This is a genomic window from Clostridium sp. KLE 1755 (assembly GCF_000466465.2).
GTDB classification, from domain to species: domain Bacteria; phylum Bacillota; class Clostridia; order Lachnospirales; family Lachnospiraceae; genus Eisenbergiella; species Eisenbergiella porci.
Genome location: NZ_KE992698.1, coordinates 47469 through 66546 on the forward strand (window position 1 = coordinate 47469; position 19078 = coordinate 66546).

A 19078-nucleotide genomic window follows, 5' to 3' on the forward strand; every position below is an offset into this window, starting at 1 on the left:
TTTATTATAGTTATTCTGGCCCGCATAAGCCATATAATGTATCATTATAGCAGAAACCCCTTCCAATTCCTAGTGAAAAAACCGGAAGGCACCGCTGTGGACACGCATTTCCACAGCCGCCTTCCGGTTTTTACTTTTCCTTATTAAATGATGATGCATACCATCCCGCCATTGCTGTCGTTGACGATCTTCTGCATGGTCTCCTGCAGCTTCACCTGGCTTTCATCCCCGATCATGGCGATCTTACTTGTGATGCCGTCATTGACCAGCTGTTCCACCGTTTTGCCGAAAATATTGGTTTCCCAGATACCGTCTGAGTCCTTCTCCGCATCCGCGATATAGCTGATCAGATCCTCTGCCTGTTCCTGGGTTCCCACAATCGGCGCGATTTCCGTGATGACGTTGGCCTTTATCATATGGATGGACGGGCTTTCCGCCCTGATCTTCACACCGAACTTGTTGCCGTGCTTGATGACCTCCGGCTTCTCCAGCCTGATCTCCGCCCGCTCCGGCGTTACGACCCCGTAGCCCTTCAGCCGCACGGATTCCATGGCGTGAAGCACCTTCGTATATTCCCTGCGCATTCTGGACATTTCCTTTAATACGGAAATAAGCTGATATTCGCTGGCCACATTTTCTCCGATAAGCTCGCTTAACATCTCGTAGTAATATTTATCGTCCACATCCAGAACCACTCGGATGCTGCCGTCCGCCATATTGATTTTTTCCACAATGCAGCGCTTGATATATTCGCTGTCCAGCGCCACCTGGGTTTCCACCACATCCTTGACCGTATCAATGCCTTCCATCATCGTGCGCACCTTTTCGATGAGATCCGCTTTCAGCTTATGGGTATTGGGAAGCATTTCCACCCATTTCGGCATATAGAATTCGATCATGGTCACCGGGAATTCGTAAAGCACCTTTTCCATTATCTGGTTGATGTCATCACGCTTCAGCTGTTCACAGTTGACGGGAAGCGCCGTTACATGGTATTTTTCCTGGATCTGCGCCGCTGTGTGCTGGGCCTCTTCCCCATAGGGCCTTTGGGAATTCACCAGAACAAGGAAAGGCTTATGGAGCTTTTTCAGTTCCTGGATGGTCCTCTCCTCCGGCGGTATGTAGTTTTCTCTTTTCAGTTCCCCGAAGCTGCCGTCTGTGGTCACCACGATTCCTATGGTGGAATGATCGTTGATAACCTTCTTGGTGCCGATCTCCGCCGCCTGAGTGAACGGAATCTCATATTCAAACCAGGGGGTTTTTACCAGCCGTTCTTCATCGTCCTCCATGTGCCCGGCCGCACCGTCCACCATGAAGCCCACACAGTCCACCAGGCGCACCTTTACGTTCACATCCCCGCTCAGCGTGATCTGGGCAGCTTCCTTGGGAATGAATTTGGGTTCTGTTGTGGTAATTGTTTTCCCGCCTGAGCTTTGAGGCAGTTCATCCTGCGCGCGTACCTTTTCTGCTTCGTCCGTAATGTAGGGCAGCACCAGCAAATCCATGAAGCGTTTGATAAAGGTGGACTTTCCGGTTCGCACCGGTCCCACCACACCGATGTAGATTTCTCCGCCGGTTCTTAACTGAATGTCTTTGTATAAATTTTGTGTATGCAAAGTGTCCATAAAAAAATCCCCTTCCGCTGTGCCTAGCTGTTACAAATATATGCAGCGGAAGGGAATGAATATGACTAAAAAAACAGGAATGGAAGCCGGCTGAGATAAGGCTTATTTTACAACAATACGTTTGAAGTTTTTCTTGCCGCGTTTCAGGACCTTTCCTTCCCCGTGGAAATCTTCTCCTGCAAAAACAGCCTTAATGTCAGTTACCTTTTCTCCATCCATGGACACACCGCCCTGTTCCACCGCGCGGCGGCCCTCGGAACGGGAGGCTACCAGGCCGGATTTAACCAGCAGGTCCAAAATATCAATGTTGCCTTCGCTAAGGTCTGCGGCCGTCAGCTCTGCGGTGGGCATTTCCGCCGCATTCCCGCCGGTAAAGAGCGCTCTTGCGCTTTCCTGGGCCTTCGCAGCCTCCGCCTCGTCATGCACCAGCTTGGTCAGCTCAAATGCCAGGATTTCCTTGGCCTGGTTGAGCTGGCTGCCTTCCCATTTGTCCATTTCATCGATCTGCTCGATGGGAAGGAAGGTAAGCATACGCAGGCATTTCAGGACGTCCGCATCGTCGATATTTCTCCAGTACTGGTAGAAATCAAAGGGTGAAGTCTTGTTGGGATCAAGCCATACGGCTCCCTTCTGGGTCTTGCCCATCTTCTTTCCTTCGGAATTCAAAAGCAGGGTAATGGTCATGGCGTATGCATCCTTGCCCAGCTTTCTGCGGATAAGCTCCGTACCGCCCAGCATGTTGCTCCACTGATCATCGCCGCCGAACTGCATATTGCAGCCGTATTTCTTGTACAGCATAAGGAAATCGTAGCTCTGCATGATCATGTAGTTAAATTCCAGGAAGCTCAGCCCCTTCTCCATACGCTGCTTGTAGCATTCCGCCCTCAGCATATTATTTACGGAGAAGCAGGCGCCTACCTCGCGCAGCAGCTCCACGTAGTTCAGATCCAGCAGCCAGTCCGCATTATTTGCCAGAATTGCCTTTCCTTCTGAAAAATCAATAAACTTGCTCATCTGCTTCCGGAAGCATTCGCAGTTATGGTCAATGGTTTCCTTTGTCATCATGGTACGCATATCGCTTCTTCCGGAAGGGTCCCCGATCATGCCGGTGCCGCCTCCCAGCAGGGCAATGGGCTTGTTTCCAGCCATCTGAAGACGCTTCATCAGGCAAAGCGCCATGAAATGCCCTACATGGAGACTGTCCGCCGTAGGGTCAAATCCAATATAAAAAGTAGCCTTTCCTTCATTCACCAGTTCCCTGATTTCTTCTTCGTCCGTCAGCTGCGCCAGAAGTCCGCGCGCTCTTAATTCTTCAAATACTTTCATTTTTCATTCTCCTTTTGTAACTGTCCGGTAACCCACAGTTACCTATTTCACATTTTTCTCAGGCCGCCGCCAGGTTTTCCGCTCGTATTTCTTCCTTAAATCAAATACCCCGCTGCAAACAACGTGGTATTTGATCCTCGCGCAGTCACCAAATATCCATGCAGGCATGGCTGCCTGGCTCGTTGCCCGCGCAAATAAAAAAATCCCTTTTTCCGTCATATCCGGAAAAAAGGACGAGTGTCTGTTACCCGTGTTACCACCTTCATTCGCAGCCAGCTCACACTGTCTGCCTCTTCGAGTACGACTGTCCTGTCTCCGGCCTGCAGTCCGGCCAACATCAGCGATACTCTTCGCAGGATAACGGTTGCTTTCCGTCGCAGCCTACTCTCTTAACGATTTGGGTGCGAAACTCCGGGATGTATTCGGGAAAGTATCTCCTGCGCCTCTCATCTGCCGGCTGCTTTCTGTAGGTTCTTCTTTTCCTTACTTCTTCCCATCACAGTTTTTAGAAAATGATTCATTTGCTATAAACTATCGTTAATGTATCACAAACCTTCCGGGCTGTCAACCCATGTTACTCTAAAAACTTGCAAAAGCCGCCGGAACTGACTATAATATAGGTGCAGTCAGTTCCGGGAGGAGTGCGGCGGCGGTTTCCTTTGGGAAGCCGCTTAGTATCGCCGGTGTCCGGTCTCACACTTATGAATCCCGAGAACACGCGGCGGCTGGCTGCCCTGTAATTACTGTAAAATAAAAAAATCACCGTGCCCCGGTGATTTTTTTATTTTCTTACGTTTCCATATGCCGTCTGTTCCCTGATTCTTCGGAAAGGGGCAAGGAACCTGTTGATATGCGCCCCAATCAGGAAAAGGTAGAAGCAGAAATAAAGCCAGAGCATTACGATGACGATTGTGGTAAGGCTGCCGTACATGTCAAATCCATTAAAATGTTGGACGTAAACAGAAAAGCCCCAGGAAAAAATATTCCAGGTGGTTGCGGAAAATACGGCTCCGGGAATCTGGTGGGAAAATTTCAGCTTGCAGTTGGGTATATAGGTATACATCACCGCAAATATCAGGATCATGACGCACCAGGAAAAAAGCCCCCTGAAATGCAGCAGCAGCGCGAAGAGATCCTCCATCTGGGGCACATGCCGCACAATGGTGTCCGCCAGCAGATTTCCGAATACCATTACAATCAATAAAAATATGATGGTAATCAGAAAAATAATCAGGTAAAAGGAGGCTATAATTCTCTGCAGCACATAGTTCCGGTCCTCCACCACGCTGTTCATGGCATTCAGCCCGCGCATCAGCGCCAGCACGCCCTTACCCGCGGACCAGATCGTCACAATCGCCGCGGCGCTCATAATACCAAAGGAATTGTCATAAATGCTCGCAATCAAAGAGGACAGCAGGGGAGAAATCGTTGTTGGCAAAAGCAGGACAGCCTTTGTCAGATCGGATTCCTTCAGCGGCGTATAAGGTATGATGGAGCAAATCAGCATGACCATGGGGATCAGGGACAGAAAAAGGAAAAAGGCGGTGCTGGCCGCATATGCATTCACATTTGCACGGGACATCTGTCTTCCAAACCCTCTCAGAATCCTGTAAATTCTCATTGACCGCTTTTCCTTTCCTGCGTTTTATTTTGTAATCTGCTTATGGCATTTATTCCCGCGAGCAACGAACCAAGCAGCCATGCTTGCATGGATATTTGGCGACTGCCGCGAGGGGTGCTATGTGCCAGTGGCACATGTTTTGCACCGACCGAAGCGGAGCGTAGACCAAATACCCCGCTGCTCTGCAGCGCTGCAAGTTTGATACCCCGTTGCTTGCAGCGGGGTCTTTGATTGGGATGATCCATCCCGCATCGGCGCCACAACTGCCAGCGCGGCGCCGCCGTTCCCGCGTCAGAGACGCAGAAAGCGGTCAGTAAACCGCTTTTACGCTGCTTCCTTCATAGAAAAATCCCAATATGGTGTCGCTGTCGCAGCCATCCGCCGCCATACTTCTGGCGCCGTTCTGGCTCAGGCCCACTCCATGGCCGAAGCCGCCGCCAATTAAACTATATCCTACCACATATCCATTTTCTTTTCCAGTTTCCATGGTAAAAAAGGCGCTGGGAAGCATGGAGGCCGCATTATACTCGCTTCCATCCTGGCGGATTACCTTGCTGGTGCCGTTGCTCAGGACATAACGGATATTGTGTTCCGTTTTCACCATTACCGCTCCGTTCTCTCCTTCGATAACCAGCTCCTCCGCCACACCGCCAGCATTTCTGGCGGCGATGTAAATATCCGTAATCCGGCCCGGATCCACCGGAGCCTGGTTGGCAAAGCCGCCGTCCGCCTGGCGGACATAAATCGCACCCGGATTGGCTTCATACCGCTTTACAATATTGGAATAGAGAATCGTACTGTCAAGCTGATCCACCTGATAGGTCCACCGGTACCAGGCTTCGTCTTTTTCAAAATCAGAATCCCTGGTGGTGGTGATAAAAGCGGCAAATTCCTCCTCAGTCATCATGGAGCCGGCGGGACTGATATCCGCTTCATTCACGCTTTCGTCAATCGTATCTCCCTGCGCATCGGTCACTCCCGCCACATTTACGGCCTTCGCCTGAAGATAAGGGAAATTTTCCGGAACGGAATTCAGCCAGATTCCCGTATTCGTCCCATAACCGCAGGAGGTAGAATAATAATAGGTATCCGCCAGCTGCTCACCGTAATAAACCAGCTCGCCCTTCGTCTCCTTTACCGCTTTGGTCGTTTCCACATTTTCCGTAATATTGTTATACACCTGGAATCCTGCGCTGTCATCCACATGGGCGCCGTAAGCGGGCAGCCCCGCATGCAGCATCTTCGCGTAGGCATAGGTCCTTGCGCATACCGCCTGTGCTTTCAGCGCTTCCAGCGGATATGAGGAAGGCATTTCACTGGGAACCACCGCGTAAAGATACTCCTCTAAAAGCACCTCGTTTATCACAACGATCCCATCCTGCTGCTTTTCCAGCTCCAGGCTTCCCCGGTATGAGGGCACTCCCTGGCTGCGGTTTACATTCAGAAGGCTGATATGCCCGGTGAGCACCGCAGGCTCAATGCGGACGCGTCCTCCCGCAAAAAGCTCGCTGTCTTTTCCTATCGCGAGTGTTTCTCCGGCAGGCACCACCGTTGTCTGCCTTGCTTCATAAGGGCCTGATATCACAGAAAGGTCGCAGTCTGCCTTCATTTCCAGAGCTTCATGGAAAGCGCTTCCGAAATCCGAGGTCTTAACCAGCACCCGGATATTCTCCATCGCTTCTTCCTTGACTACCAGACAGGCCTTGATTTCCCCGTCTTCTATTACAAAATCCGTAAAATCATAGCCGATACATAAGTCGGTGGTATAATACTTTTTCAAAGTTCCGTAAAGCCTGTAAATTTTCAACTTTTCGGCAAAGGGATAAAAGCCCTGGCCTTCAATCTCCGCCCCATTGTCCCTGATTTTTAACAGCTTGCCGGAAACCTTATCAGTGCACATATGAACCGCCGCCAGCGCCCCGTCCGCAAAAGAAAGATCCGCCACCTGTTCCCTGGAAGCTCCCAGCTGCTCCGCTTTTCCCTCCGGCATGGAAATCGTAAGCTCATAATCGTTCCAGAAGCAGCGCAGGGCATCCTTTTCCACTTCCATAAGCCAGATGTTGGACAGTTCAGACTGTGTTCCCGTCTTTTCACGCAGAGCATACAGAATACCGTCCCTTTCCACCGCTACTATCGGCAAAAACAGACAATCCCTGATCCGTTCACTCATATAAGTATATGCGCTTTCTGCAGATATCAGAGCATTTTCTTCCAGCGCCCTGCCGTCCGCGTCCGTAACGGAAGCGCCAAAACCAATGGGTGTCAAATCCATATCGTGGATTCGCCCCTCCTGGTCATACACCCTCCTGGCTTCATCAAAGAAACGGTACCAGTCCTCCTGCAGTACCTTCTCCTTTTTCCGGTAGCCTCCGGGAAGCTCAAAAGCGCAATCCGGAAACAGCTCTGTAATCTGCTTCCACTGGGAAAAGGTCAGCATCCCGTCACTGTCCGAAGACGCCTCCCGGGCAAAAATCGATGCATATGCGTTACTGTCCGTGATCCCTGCAGTATCCGCCAACAGCCAGGTCATATTACCAGCCTCCTGGAGCGACAGATATTCTCCTTCGGCACGCGGCACCGTAATCTCCACAATTGCCCGAATCAGCAGCAAAAACAGCAGCGCAGCCCCCAGCACAATCACAGTCAGCTTCATCCATCTTCCGCCCGGAGGATTTCCCCCGTATGTACCATTTCTTCCATTCAGGCCCGCCCTTTTGTTTAGGCCAGCGTTTTCCTTCAGGCCAATTCTTCCGGCAAAACCATAGCTCCTGCCCCGGGACTGTCTGTGATTCTGCTGTTTTCCGGCGCGGTTTATGGCAGCCAGACGTTTTTCCGCCCTGCGTTCCGCTTCCCTTCTCTGCGCGTCTCTTTTTTCATCCAGATACCGGTTATGCCCCGGTGTCTGCATGGTGCTCTTTCGCCTTGCAGACCGTGCAGGATGATTTTGTCTGCTGTCTCTTTCCCGTCCGCCTCTTTCCATAAACTCCCCTTATATTCAACAGTACAGAAAGTTTCAATGATTGAAAAAAGCAGCCATTGAAGGCTGCTCTTATCTTTTGTGTCCCCCAAAATGCCGGCTCTTGTCTTTTGACTCCTAGCTATCTGCTAGGTGGGTTACCGCAACCGGCGCTTCTGCCTTCCCCTGCGCAATGAGGGCCTGACATCCACGCGGCAATGTAGGAGTCCCGTTTAAAGTAAATGTAGGTTCAAAACAACAAGAGTTATCGAACATTTCAGGTTAGTTATATTATATCCTGATCGTACTGAAAATACAACAGAAAAAAAAGGAAAGGAAAGGCTGTAAACCACCCTTGTAACTGTTCAGACAGGTCTGAACAGTTACTAGCCCTTCCCTTCCACTTCTTTAAAAATTACAGAGTGTTAGCTTCGTCAACAACCTTCTTCAGCGCTGCGAGTGCTTCGTCAGGAAGCTTGTCGTAGCCGTCTTTCTTGGTTGCGAAACCTTCTACCGCATTTACACGGTCCTGCATACGAGCCTTTAACTGGCCAACATATTCAGGATCCTTCAGGTCAGGCACAAAGCCTTCCCAATCCATAATTTCGATATCGGAGAAAGGTCCCCAAGGCTTGAATTCTGCTTTTTCTTCAACGATGGTCTCAAGGATTCCAAGAGTATCGGCAGGTTTAACCTTCTTGCCCATGAAATCGCCTGTGTTGATGATGTAGCAGTCTACGTTCTTCTCTTCAACCAGCTTTTTGAACTTCTCATAGTCGTTAGCCAGAGGATAGGTTCTGAAAGGGTTAGCGTAAGGAACGATACGAAGAGCGTTCAGGTCGGTTCCTGCTGCAACACGTTCTGCGGAAGATGTCTTGGTAGCAAGGGTTGCGCCCATTACAGATGCAAGAGCGGATCCTTTCAGTTTAACTACCGGAGGAATGGTAGGGTCTTTCATAATCCAGAAGATAGCGTTAACGGGAGCGTCAAGCTTATCTACACGGTTAGGAGACCATAATTTGGATTTGATAGCACGTCCGTTACCATTTCTGATATCTTCGGTTACCAGCTGTACTTTTCCGTCCTCATCCAGAGTTGCGGAGCAGTTCTGAGCTGTTAATAAGTATTTGTTATCTTCACATCCTGTAGGATAATCTGCGGTCTTATCGAAATAAGAAGGCTCCAGAGCGATGGAAGCACAGGTATCTGTATTGATGATGAAAGCGTCATCATGAAGAACCTTGATGTCATACTTTCCGCCATGCTTTGCATGTGTCAGAGTAGACTTTCCGGATCCTGACAGACCATATACGGAAGCAACATATTTTCTGCCGTCAGCAAGAGTATATTCCTTCTGTCCACCGTGGCAGGAAGCATATCCGTTTCTGTTGGCAATAGCCCATGCCATTGTCAGAGTACCCTTCTTGTGCTCTCCGAAGTATTTCATACCAAGGATAGCTGCGCAGTTTTCGTTGGTATCGAAGTAGCACAGTGTCAGAGGATCGCTTAAGCAGCTGTAATCAACATCCGGATGGTTGGTGGGTGCCCACTGAGGATCGGAGAAGATATAAACATCAGCTTCTTTGCCGTCTCCAACAGGTTTGGAATTCTTGTACATTCTTACATACTCATCAGACATATACTGGAAGTTCAGCATCCAGGAGTACATGATGTTCTCTTCGCCTTCCGGAATGAGCAGATGAGCTTTAACCATAAATTCAGGATCAAGGCCGATGTATACTTCTGCATGATACATTGTTTTCCAACGTGTCTCATAAACAGCATCCATAACTACCTTGTCAAGCTTTGCGGCATCTACACCAGGTTCGCCTTTGATACGGCGTGCTCCTGCATAACGGCCCGTAACTGCGCCGTCGTTGAACAGAAGAACCTTGGAATCTCTCTCAAGTCCGATTTCATCGCCTCTGTAAATAGGCATATCTGTTACAACAGTACCAGGAGAATTCTTAGCAAGATCATAAGCCTCTTTCAGAGTGTTGATCTTAACTACATTATTTCCGTAAAATGCAGCTTCAATGATAGATCTGGTTTTGGAAAAACCTGTCTTACCAGCGCCGATTTCGGAAATTGGATAATACGCTTTTGTTGACATTAGTACGTCCTCCTTTATTTGTGTGTATTATGTACCGCGTGATTGCAGCCTTTCCCCCTCGAGGCAGCAGCTGTTTAGGCTTGTCCGAAGAGCCGTTTCTGTTGCAAATCCACGGCTTCACGCCTTGCAATGCGCATCTTTTCACCAATGCGGCAGTGAAAACCGCACCGGCGCGGCCTTTTCACAGCGTAACCGCCGTAATCGTGCCTGCACACCTGTATTATTATCTCAAAGCAGGGTTTAAAAGTCAAGATTTTCTAATTCTAATTTAGCGATTTAAGAATATTTTTATATTTCCCTTGTCTCTTCCTTCAGCCAGATCCTCTCTTCTTCCGTAAGCAAAGGAGAAATCTTCTCATAAACAGCTTTGTGGTATTCGTTAAGCATCCGGATCTGTCCCGGCTCCATCAGGGAAGGATTGATGCCTTCCAGGTCAATGGGCACATAGGTAAGGGTATCAAAATACATGAACTGTCCATCCCCGTTCTTCACGCCATTGCGGGCAACCATCACATTCTCCGTACGGATTCCGTGGCTTCCTTCTATATATACGCCGGGTTCATTGGTTACGTCCATGCCCGCCTCGATCACTGACTCGCTCTGTCCTTCCGTAAAACGCCAGCGGATTCCCTGCGGTCCTTCGTGCACGTTCAGAATGTAGCCTACGCCGTGGCCGGTGCCGCATTTATAATCGATATTTCTGTCCCACATGGGCTGCCTGGCCAGAATATCCAGGTTTCTTCCCGTACAGCCATACAGGAACCTGGCGTTGGTCAGCTGCAGCATCCCCACAGCCACAGCCGTAAAATGTTCCCTGATCTCCTCTGATACGGGGCCAAGCACAATGGTTCTGGTCACATCCGTGGTGCCTCCCAGATACTGTCCGCCTGAATCCACCAGCAGCATTCCTTCCGCTTCCAGCTCCTTGCAGTTGTCGGAAGTGGCTTCATAATGCATCATGGCCGCATTTTCTTTGTAGCCTGCGATGGTGGGGAAGGACAGATCCAGATAACCGTCGATTTCGCTTCTGAGATGATCCAGATAATCCGCCGCTGTTACCTCGGTAATCTTCATTTTGCCCACATTTTTCTTCAGCCAGTAAATAAACCTGCACACTGCCGCGCTGTCCTTGAGGTATACTTCCTCCATATGGGCAAGCTCCACTTCGTTTTTCACAGCCTTCATCAGCTCCGTGGGATTCTTTGCATCCCTGCACTCCCCTTTTTCCGTAAGGGTGCGGTAAAGGGCATAGCTGGTATTGCGTCCGTCATAGAGAACACATTCCTTTTCCGTCCTGTTCTTCAGGAAGTCCGCTGTTTCATCATATTTTTTCAGGACGATGCCATACTTGGCAGCATGCTCCCTGAGCGCGTCCGTCACCTCCGTCTCCTGGATGAAAAGGAAACATTCCTTTGCCGTCAGATAAGCATAGGAAAGAGCCACCGGATTGCACTCCACGTCCCCTCCGCGGATATTGAACAGCCACATGATATCGTCCAGCTTGCTTAACAGGAACGCATCGGTTCCTTCTTTTTCCATGGCGCTGCGGACCTCTGCCATTTTTTCCCCTGCAGTCCTTCCGCAGATGGCTTCCTCAAGAACTATGACCGGGTGGCTTGGCAGCCCGGGCCTGTCCGCCCATACCTCATCCGCCAGATCCTTATCATAGGCAAAAATAATTTTCTTATCAGAAAGCGCCTTCTCCAGCCTGCAGCCGAAAGCGGTATCCACCACTCTGCCGTCAAAGCCCAGCGTCTGGCCTTCCTTCATATTCGCCTGCAGATATTCCTGAATGGTAGGCACGCCCTCGTCCAGCATCCTGAACAGCCGGATGCCTGTTCCCTTCAGTTCGTTTTCCGCTTGGATAAAATAGCGTCCGTCCGTCCACAGTCCCGCTTCCCCGGCGCTGACCACCAGGGTCCCGTTGGATCCTGTGAAGCCGGAAAGATATTCTCTCATTTTAAAATACTGATCCACATATTCGGAATTATGGAAGTCGGCCGTAGGCACCATGTAATAGTCCACGCCTTCCCTTTCCATCACCTTCCTGAGCGCAGCAATACGCTCCTGTATTACCTGATTCATAACTTTTTCTCCTTTTCCCGCCGGGAACCGGACCCGGTATTGTTGACTGTCTGCTAAAGCTTCTGCCTGACGGCATTAATAATCCTTTGCGGCCTCTCCCTTGAGAAGCCCCACTGCGGAGGAGGTTCCGATTCTGTCGCAGCCCGCCTCCAGAAACATCTCCAGATCCTCTCTGGTTTTCACGCCGCCGGCCGCCTTGATTTTTACGCCGGGGCCGATATGCTCTTTGAAAAGCTTAACATCCTCCAGGGTAGCCCCTCCCGTGCCAAAGCCTGTGGAGGTCTTGATATAATCCGCCCCGGCCTTGGTAACCGCCTGGCACATGGCAATCTTCTCTTCCTCCGTCAGGAAGCAGGTTTCTATAATCACCTTCATTACACGGCCCTGGCAGGCCTCCTTCAGCATGCGGATTTCCGCTTCCACCTTGCCGTACTGATGATTCTTAACATCGCTGATATTCACTACCATATCTATTTCGTTGGCGCCGTCTCTGACCGCCTGTTCCACTTCCGCCGCCTTCGCTGCGGTCACGCTGTAGCCCAGAGGGAAACCGACTACCGTGCAGATATTAAGCGTTTCGAACTTATCATGCACCCTGCCCACATAGCAGGGAGGAATGCATACGGATGCCGTTCCATATTCCACAGCTTCCCGGCACAGCTTTTCAATGTCCTCCCATACGGCATAGGGCTTCAAAAGGGTGTGGTCAATATGTCTTAATATTTCTTTTTTATCCATTTCCTTCAACACCTTCCTTCCTATATTAGTGCTACTGCGTTACCGTCCGGTTCTCCCCGGGCTGTTCCTTTCACTATGGCACCGGAGGTCCATAACAAAAGAGCCTTCCTGGGGAAAGCCGGACAATACCACAATACCGCTTAATATTGTAATACAATACGCACAAAAAAGCTATCCCGAATCGTGAACGAAATGTTAAATGTTTCTAAATAAATACATTTTTTCTTGTTTCAAATTCTCATCCATGTTATTATGTTAATTATCTACTTTTCTTTTTTAACGTGTCAAACTAAAAATGGCCGGATGAAAAGCAAAGCAGACAATAATATTATGAGGAAAGGTGGTTGATTGAATGGAAGAACACAACAGCTATTCTGATGTTACTCCCGAAATCGTACGATTGGCTGAATTAAGCAAAGAAGCAGGTGTCATCGATACCGAGCTTTACACCAAATACGATGTCAAAAGAGGACTTCGAGACCTGAACGGAAAAGGCGTGCTTGCCGGACTAACGAATATTTCCGATGTACGCGCTACAAAGATGGTGGATGGTAAATCGGTCCCCTGCGACGGTCACCTTTTTTACAGAGGCTATGAGGTTAACGATCTGGTTGAAGGTTTTCACAAGGATCACAGGTTCGGTTTTGAAGAGGTTACATATCTGCTGCTTTTCAACAAGCTGCCCACCAGGGAAGAGCTTGCCGAATTTGAAAAGCTGCTTATTTATTACAGAAGCCTCCCCACAAGCTTTGTGAGGGACATCATTATGAAGGCCCCCAGCAAGGATATGATGAACACGCTTGCCAGAAGCATCCTGACGCTCTACTCCTATGATGACAGGGCGGATGATGTTTCCCTTCCCAATGTACTCAGACAGTGCTTACAGCTTATCAGTCTCTGCCCGATGCTATCCATCTACGGATACCAGGCTTACAGCCATTATCATGACGGCAACAGTCTCTTCATTCATCAGCCGATGACCGAAGGGTCCATGGCGGAAAATATCCTCCATATCCTGCGTCCCGACAGCTCTTATACCCCACTGGAAGCCAGAATCCTTGATATCTGTATGATTCTGCACATGGAGCACGGCGGCGGCAATAACTCCTCCTTTACAACCCATGTTGTAACCTCCTCCCTGACGGATACCTATTCCGTAATGGCTGCTGCCATCGGCTCCCTGAAGGGTCCCCGTCACGGCGGTGCGAACATCAAGGTAATGCAGATGTTTGAGGATATGAAGAAGGAAGTAAAGGACTGGGCGGACGAAGAAGAGGTTTCCCGTTATCTGGAACGCCTGCTGAGCAAGGACGCATTCGACCACGCAGGACTGATTTACGGCGTTGGTCATGCAGTTTATTCCAAATCGGATCCGAGAGCTGTTATTCTGAAGACGTTCGTGGAAAAGCTTTCGGAAGAAAAAGGGCTTCATAAGGAATTTGAACTTTACAATCTGGTGGAAAAGCTCGCCCCCAGCGTTATTTCCGGGGAAAGACAGATGTACAAGGGCGTCAGCGTAAACGTAGACTTCTATTCCGGCTTCGTTTACAACATGCTCGGCCTTCCCACTGAGCTGTATACTCCGATATTCGCCATCGCACGTATGGTGGGCTGGAGCGCACACCGCATGGAAGAGCTTGCCAACAACGGCAAAATCATCCGTCCCGCTTACAAAACCATTTGTACGGACAAAGATTATATCAGTCTCAGGGACAGAAAATAATAAACAGGCCGGCACACAACGCCGGCCTGTTTTTTTGTGCAATAAAAAACCGTTCAGTTCAGGTTATTATTTCTTTATAGCCCGAGGAAGCTCTTTACAACATCCTTCATGCCGTCTTTTTCACATACGGTATCATGCAGTACAGGAGCTGTCCGGATCTCTTCGATTGCCGCAGGGATCTCCACATTGGCAATGCGGGCCAACTCGTCAACCAGCTCAAAATCTCCCCAGGAAGCATCCGCATATTTGGGATCAATGGCCTGCAGCACGCTTCTTGTGAATTTAAAGGGACTGGCTGTGGAAGCGATGACCGTTACGGTATCCTTATCCCCTGTCGCTTCTTTATACTTGTCATAAACAGCGGCCGCCACTGCGGTATGGGTATCAATCACATAGCCCGTATCCTCATAAAGAGCCCTGATCTTTGCGAATCCTTCCTCCTCTTTTGCATAATTGCCATAAAAATCACCCAGCTGCGCTTTCATTTCCGGCGTGATTTCATATTTTCCGTCACCGCCCAGCGCTTTCATCAAATCTGCCGTCTTTTCCGGATCATTTCCGGCAATGCGGTATATCAGGCGCTCCAGATTGCTGGAGATCAGAATATCCATGGAAGGAGAACTGGTCAGCACGAATTCACGGTTGCGATCATATTCCCCTGTGGAAAAGAAGTCGTAAAGCACCTTGTTCTCATTGGAGGCGCAAATCAGCTTATTGATGGGAAGCCCCATATTCTTCGCGTAAAACGCCGCCAGAATATTGCCGAAATTACCGGTAGGAACCGTCACGTTGATTTTCTCACCCTTTGCAAGCTTGCCTTCCGCCAGCAGCTGCACATACGCATATACGTAATAAACAATCTGGGGAACCAGGCGTCCTATGTTAATGGAGTTCGCGGAGGAAAACTGATATCCCCCAGCCGCCATCTCTTTTTCCAGTTCTTTATCGGAAAAGAGCTTCTTTACACCGGTCTGGGCATCGTCAAAATTGCCATGAATACCCACCACATGGGTATTGGCCCCTTTCTGGGTAACCATCTGCTTCTCCTGGATCGGGCTGACGCCGTTCTTGGGGTAAAAAACAATGATTTTCGTTCCCGGCACATCCGCAAAGCCCGCCAGGGCCGCCTTCCCGGTATCCCCGGAGGTTGCCGTAAGAATGACAATTTCCTTATCCGCTTTATTCTTCGCTGCCGCCGTAATCATCAGATGAGGAAGGATGGATAGCGCCATGTCCTTAAAAGCAATGGTTTTTCCATGGAAAAGCTCCAGATAATAAGCACCGTCCGCTTCCGCCATGGGCGCAATCACTTCCGTGTCAAATTTGCTGTCATAGGCATTGGCAATACACTTCTTCAGCTCTTCCTCCGTAAAATCAGTGAGAAAAAGCTTCATAACCTCATAAGCCACTTCTCCGTAAGTCATACTGCCCAGTTCTTCCAGCGACTTATCCAATTGGGGGATTCTCTCCGGTACGAAAAGGCCCCCGTCCTCTGAAAGTCCCTTCAGAATTGCCTGGGAAGCGCTTACTGACGCGTTACTTCTGGTACTCCTGTATAAGATTTCCATTTCACAATCTCCTCACCGCCTGCCGGGGCAGGCTCACTTTCTCATATGATTTACAGCCTGTGCATTTCCTGTATACATCCGGACAGGTTTCCATCGTGCCGTTCCCCTGTCAGTTCATCAGTATAACATACATTCTTTCCTGATGCAATCCGTTTCTGACACACTTTTGTATTTCTCAGAAAGACATTTCCCCGGTTTTGTTTTTCACGATTCAGATTCCACACACCAGAATATCCGGAAGCGTTGTAAATCCGGCCAGCTTCAGGCAGGCATAGCCAATGCCGGACATGCCGCTCATTAAGCCCCTGGCGTATTTTTCCTGAGGCATAAGACGCCCCTTCTCCAGTTCCTCCAAAGCTGCCCCGGAAAGAGCATTCTTCACCAGCGCAAGCTGTTCTGACGGAAACGTTTTCCCATAACGCTCAAGAAGGAGAAGCATTCCCATATTTCCATGGCATAAACACATCCCTTTTCTTCTTCGAAGCGCCAGAAAGCCATGCTCCGCCAGTCGTAAGTCCTCTTCCATCACTTTCTTCAGCTTCCCGTCCACGTAGGGCAGACAGGCAAGCCGTGCCGCGGCAATACCGCCGAAGCCATGGCACCAGGCTCCCGCCTGCCAGCGCCCTTCGCCCTCTTCCTGGCGCAGATCCGCCCAGTTATGCCATTTTTCACTGTAAAGGCTGCGTTCATAGGCGAGAGCTTCCGACAGGACAGGTTCATATTCCGTACTTTTCAGCAGATAGTCAAGTTTTGCCAGCCCCGGCAGAAAACCGCTGCCGCCGTGGGACATTCCGGCCAGTGCAGCCTGGGATGCCCGGTTAGGCCAGCCGCCCCCTTTTTCCTGCTTTTTGACATTGGCAGCGAGGATATCCGCGGCCCTGCGGGCAAGCCGCAGATACGCTTCCGAAGAGGTAAGCTCATACATGCTGCACAGAATCAGGACCGCTCCGGCATTTCCATATACCAGATCGTAAACGGTATCCTTCTCTATCAGCTCCGGCAGCAACTGGCTGTGTTTTTCAGCATATTCCAGAAAAACCATTTCTCCTGTTATCCGATACATTGCCTGATATGCATAACATATGGAAGCTTCTCCGCAGAAAGCGCCCGTACTCTCCGACGCCAGGTTCCTTCTGTCCTCCAGGCAGCGGTTTGTATAATGAAAAAGAGTATTTCGCACCGCCCGGCACAGTTCTTCCTGTTTTCCGCTTGCTTTATTAACCGCATGAAGAAATACGGCAATTCCTGCGGTTCCGTTATAGAGATAATAATCCCCCTGCGAAAGCCGGATTCCTTCTTCCTTCACACCTGCCAGAACCGGTTCTATCCAGTTCACATGCTCTCTTTTTTCGTCCCATAGGGCAGCCTGCCCAATCTGCTCCGCTATTTCCAATGCTTTTTCATAAAACCTTCGCTCCCTGTCCCTACCAGGCACTATCTGCACCGGGAGGGAGACATAAGAATTGATGAAGTCCGTTTTGTCATAGCCTGACAAATCCATCGACAGCCCGATGATTTGTTCCTGCCTGACAAGCTCTTTCGTGCACAACCTGTCCGCTCTGTTTTTAAGACAATCTATGAAGGACAGGGGAAAATAGTCCGGTATTTCCTCTCCTCCTGAGGCAAAAAGGGCGCAGCTGTCAGGCCTTGTAAAATAATAAGGAATATCGCCCTCCTGCAAATCCCGGATCCCATATTCCACTGCCTTCTTTTCCGCCCCGGTCAGCGCCGTCTTTCCTGCATACAGGTTCTCAAAAAGCTTCCTTTGGTTCTCTTCCTTCTGCAAAACCATGGGATGGCTGCTGCCGGATAAAAGAGTGGCATATCTCTGCGTATTGTCCAGGAGCACACGAACTCTGCAGTCCCGGATTTCCTCCATAATTTTCTGAACCATTTTGTTTTTATCTTTCAAAAACATCAGGCCGGCTTCCCGAAATCCTGAAATAATGGCAGATTTATAGGCAGTCGGGGATATTTTGTTTCCACTCAGCACCACCTGATTTTTTCCTGCGGGCATCTGTGGATTTTCATATGCGATTTTCATATCGGAGGTTTTGTCATTGATCACCCTGGCCACTTTTATTGCCGCTTTTTGACCTTCCCCCGCATTCAGCACATTTACATGCGTCTGCCTCGCCGGGTCAGGAAGGATTCCGCTGTACAGTACGGAATAACTTTCCGCGGAATAATTCTCTGCAGGCTCCTTTTTCCCTCCGGCTGTTGTGCAAAGCACCTCCGTATCCACAGGAACCGGATATTCTCCATGAGCTATCATGTTCTCATAGTGCAGATCTCCGGTCCCCAGTAAAAAGCTTAGAAAAACACAAACGCCCAGACGCCTGAAATACCGTTCTGTCTGAGACAGCTGCGTACACTCCTGTGGGGAAACCCATTCGATCCAGGCATATTCCTCCCGCAGAACCATACCATAGGTAAAACCGTCCAGTTGCATTCCTTCATAAAAATAATTCAGCAGATTGAGAAATGCCTTTTCCGTTTGGCCATTCCTGGGTTTATACAGGAAAGTATCACCCTGATCCGTTTCTATTTTTAACACACATTTCCCATTACAGTGGCAATCCGCCGCCATGTCTTGAATCCCTGTGATATTTCCCATGGGTCTGCCGTGAAGTATGTTTTTTTCAATTTCCTTCCGATCTGCTTCCAGACGGTTTCGCATTTCGCTTAGAAAAGCCGCGGATTGGCTGATGGTCCTTCTGATATTTTCCGCCAGAAGGGGATATACTTCAAAAAGCTCTTCCCGCAGTTCCTTTCTGCCAAGAATCTGTTCATTAAAAAACTGATATTCTTCACTGCTGCTGCCTCCTTCCAGCTTTCCGGCGGCTTTGTACATGCTCATTTCTACTATGAGGGTGCGGACGCAGACGGCGTGGAGACGGGATAAGATTAGCTCGGGCATTCCCGGACAGAAAAGAGTGTCTGGATTTTCACATTTATTCATGTTATAAACGGCCTGCAAATATTCATACTTTGTCTCGTTTAGAAAGGGAATATAAAAAGTCCCAAAAGTAAATGATAAAGCCTGCTCATAATCTTTTGAGGATAAAATGTTATTTTTAAAATATTCTTTCATAAAATTTCCTTAAGTGTCATAAATCAATCGCTAGTTTTTACGAGAAAAAAGGCAAGATGCCATAGCATCTTGCCCTTCTATCTCATCTAACAGCAGTAGATTGAAAGAAAGCCAGTAGAATTAGTAACAAGAGGCGCTTCAACACCATTTGCTTCAAGCTCATTTTCTTTCATTTCAAAGAAAATATCACCTGCATTCTCCATAAACATTTCTCTGTTTTTCTCCATTT

11 protein-coding genes, 1 other RNA gene and 1 other annotated feature are annotated in these 19078 nt (G+C 49.2%); of the genes, 1 reads left to right on the plus strand and 11 read right to left on the minus strand.

Going from position 1 to position 19078, the window contains the following annotated elements; translation table 11 throughout:
* Nucleotides 1-143: 143 nt before the first annotated feature.
* The 8 genes from spoIVA to deoC form a co-directional block, all read right to left on the minus strand.
* A complete protein-coding gene (gene spoIVA / locus HMPREF1548_RS11925; protein WP_021636375.1) occupies nt 144-1625 on the minus strand; it encodes a stage IV sporulation protein A in 1482 nt (493 codons plus the stop codon).
* Nucleotides 1626-1727: 102 nt separating this feature from the next.
* Nucleotides 1728-2951 (minus strand): tyrosine--tRNA ligase, encoded by a 1224-nt coding sequence (tyrS, locus tag HMPREF1548_RS11930; protein WP_021636377.1) that lies wholly within the window; start codon nt 2949-2951, stop codon nt 1728-1730.
* 226 nt (nt 2952-3177) lie between these two features.
* Nucleotides 3178-3460, minus strand: a binding site (T-box leader).
* Nucleotides 3461-3732: 272 nt separating this feature from the next.
* On the minus strand, nt 3733-4572 hold the full coding sequence (locus HMPREF1548_RS11935; RefSeq protein WP_021636382.1) for a YihY/virulence factor BrkB family protein: 840 nt from the start codon (nt 4570-4572) through the stop codon (nt 3733-3735).
* Between the two features lie 310 nt (nt 4573-4882).
* The gene (locus tag HMPREF1548_RS11940) at nt 4883-7552 is read right to left on the minus strand and encodes a SpoIID/LytB domain-containing protein (RefSeq protein WP_035321906.1); all 2670 of its coding nucleotides are present in this window, start codon (nt 7550-7552) and stop codon (nt 4883-4885) included.
* Nucleotides 7553-7630: 78 nt separating this feature from the next.
* A non-coding RNA gene (gene ssrS, locus HMPREF1548_RS28930) (6S RNA) lies at nt 7631-7815 on the minus strand.
* Between the two features lie 128 nt (nt 7816-7943).
* Nucleotides 7944-9641: a phosphoenolpyruvate carboxykinase (ATP) gene (locus HMPREF1548_RS11945; RefSeq protein ID WP_021636385.1), complete on the minus strand. Its 1698-nt coding sequence runs from the start codon at nt 9639-9641 to the stop codon at nt 7944-7946.
* Between the two features lie 288 nt (nt 9642-9929).
* Nucleotides 9930-11726 carry an aminopeptidase P family protein gene (locus HMPREF1548_RS11950; protein WP_021636387.1) on the minus strand — a complete coding sequence of 599 codons (1797 nt, stop codon included), beginning with the start codon at nt 11724-11726 and terminating at the stop codon, nt 9930-9932.
* Between the two features lie 75 nt (nt 11727-11801).
* A complete protein-coding gene (gene deoC / locus HMPREF1548_RS11955) occupies nt 11802-12464 on the minus strand; it encodes a deoxyribose-phosphate aldolase (RefSeq protein WP_021636388.1) in 663 nt (220 codons plus the stop codon).
* 352 nt (nt 12465-12816) lie between these two features.
* Here deoC and HMPREF1548_RS11960 point away from each other — a divergent pair, with 352 nt between their 5' ends.
* Nucleotides 12817-14187 carry a citrate/2-methylcitrate synthase gene (locus HMPREF1548_RS11960; RefSeq protein ID WP_021636391.1) on the plus strand — a complete coding sequence of 457 codons (1371 nt, stop codon included), beginning with the start codon at nt 12817-12819 and terminating at the stop codon, nt 14185-14187.
* Nucleotides 14188-14261: 74 nt separating this feature from the next.
* Here the strand turns inward: HMPREF1548_RS11960 and thrC are convergent, their stop codons facing one another.
* The 3 genes from thrC to HMPREF1548_RS29465 all read right to left on the minus strand — a co-directional run bounded on the left by thrC (nt 14262) and on the right by HMPREF1548_RS29465 (nt 19076).
* On the minus strand, nt 14262-15755 hold the full coding sequence (gene thrC / locus HMPREF1548_RS11965) for a threonine synthase (RefSeq protein WP_021636392.1): 1494 nt from the start codon (nt 15753-15755) through the stop codon (nt 14262-14264).
* A 211-nt stretch (nt 15756-15966) separates the two neighbouring features.
* Nucleotides 15967-18849: a type 2 lanthipeptide synthetase LanM gene (gene lanM, locus HMPREF1548_RS11970; RefSeq protein WP_021636394.1), complete on the minus strand. Its 2883-nt coding sequence runs from the start codon at nt 18847-18849 to the stop codon at nt 15967-15969.
* Between the two features lie 86 nt (nt 18850-18935).
* A complete protein-coding gene (locus HMPREF1548_RS29465; protein ID WP_021636395.1) occupies nt 18936-19076 on the minus strand; it encodes a hypothetical protein in 141 nt (46 codons plus the stop codon).
* Nucleotides 19077-19078 lie beyond the last annotated feature (2 nt).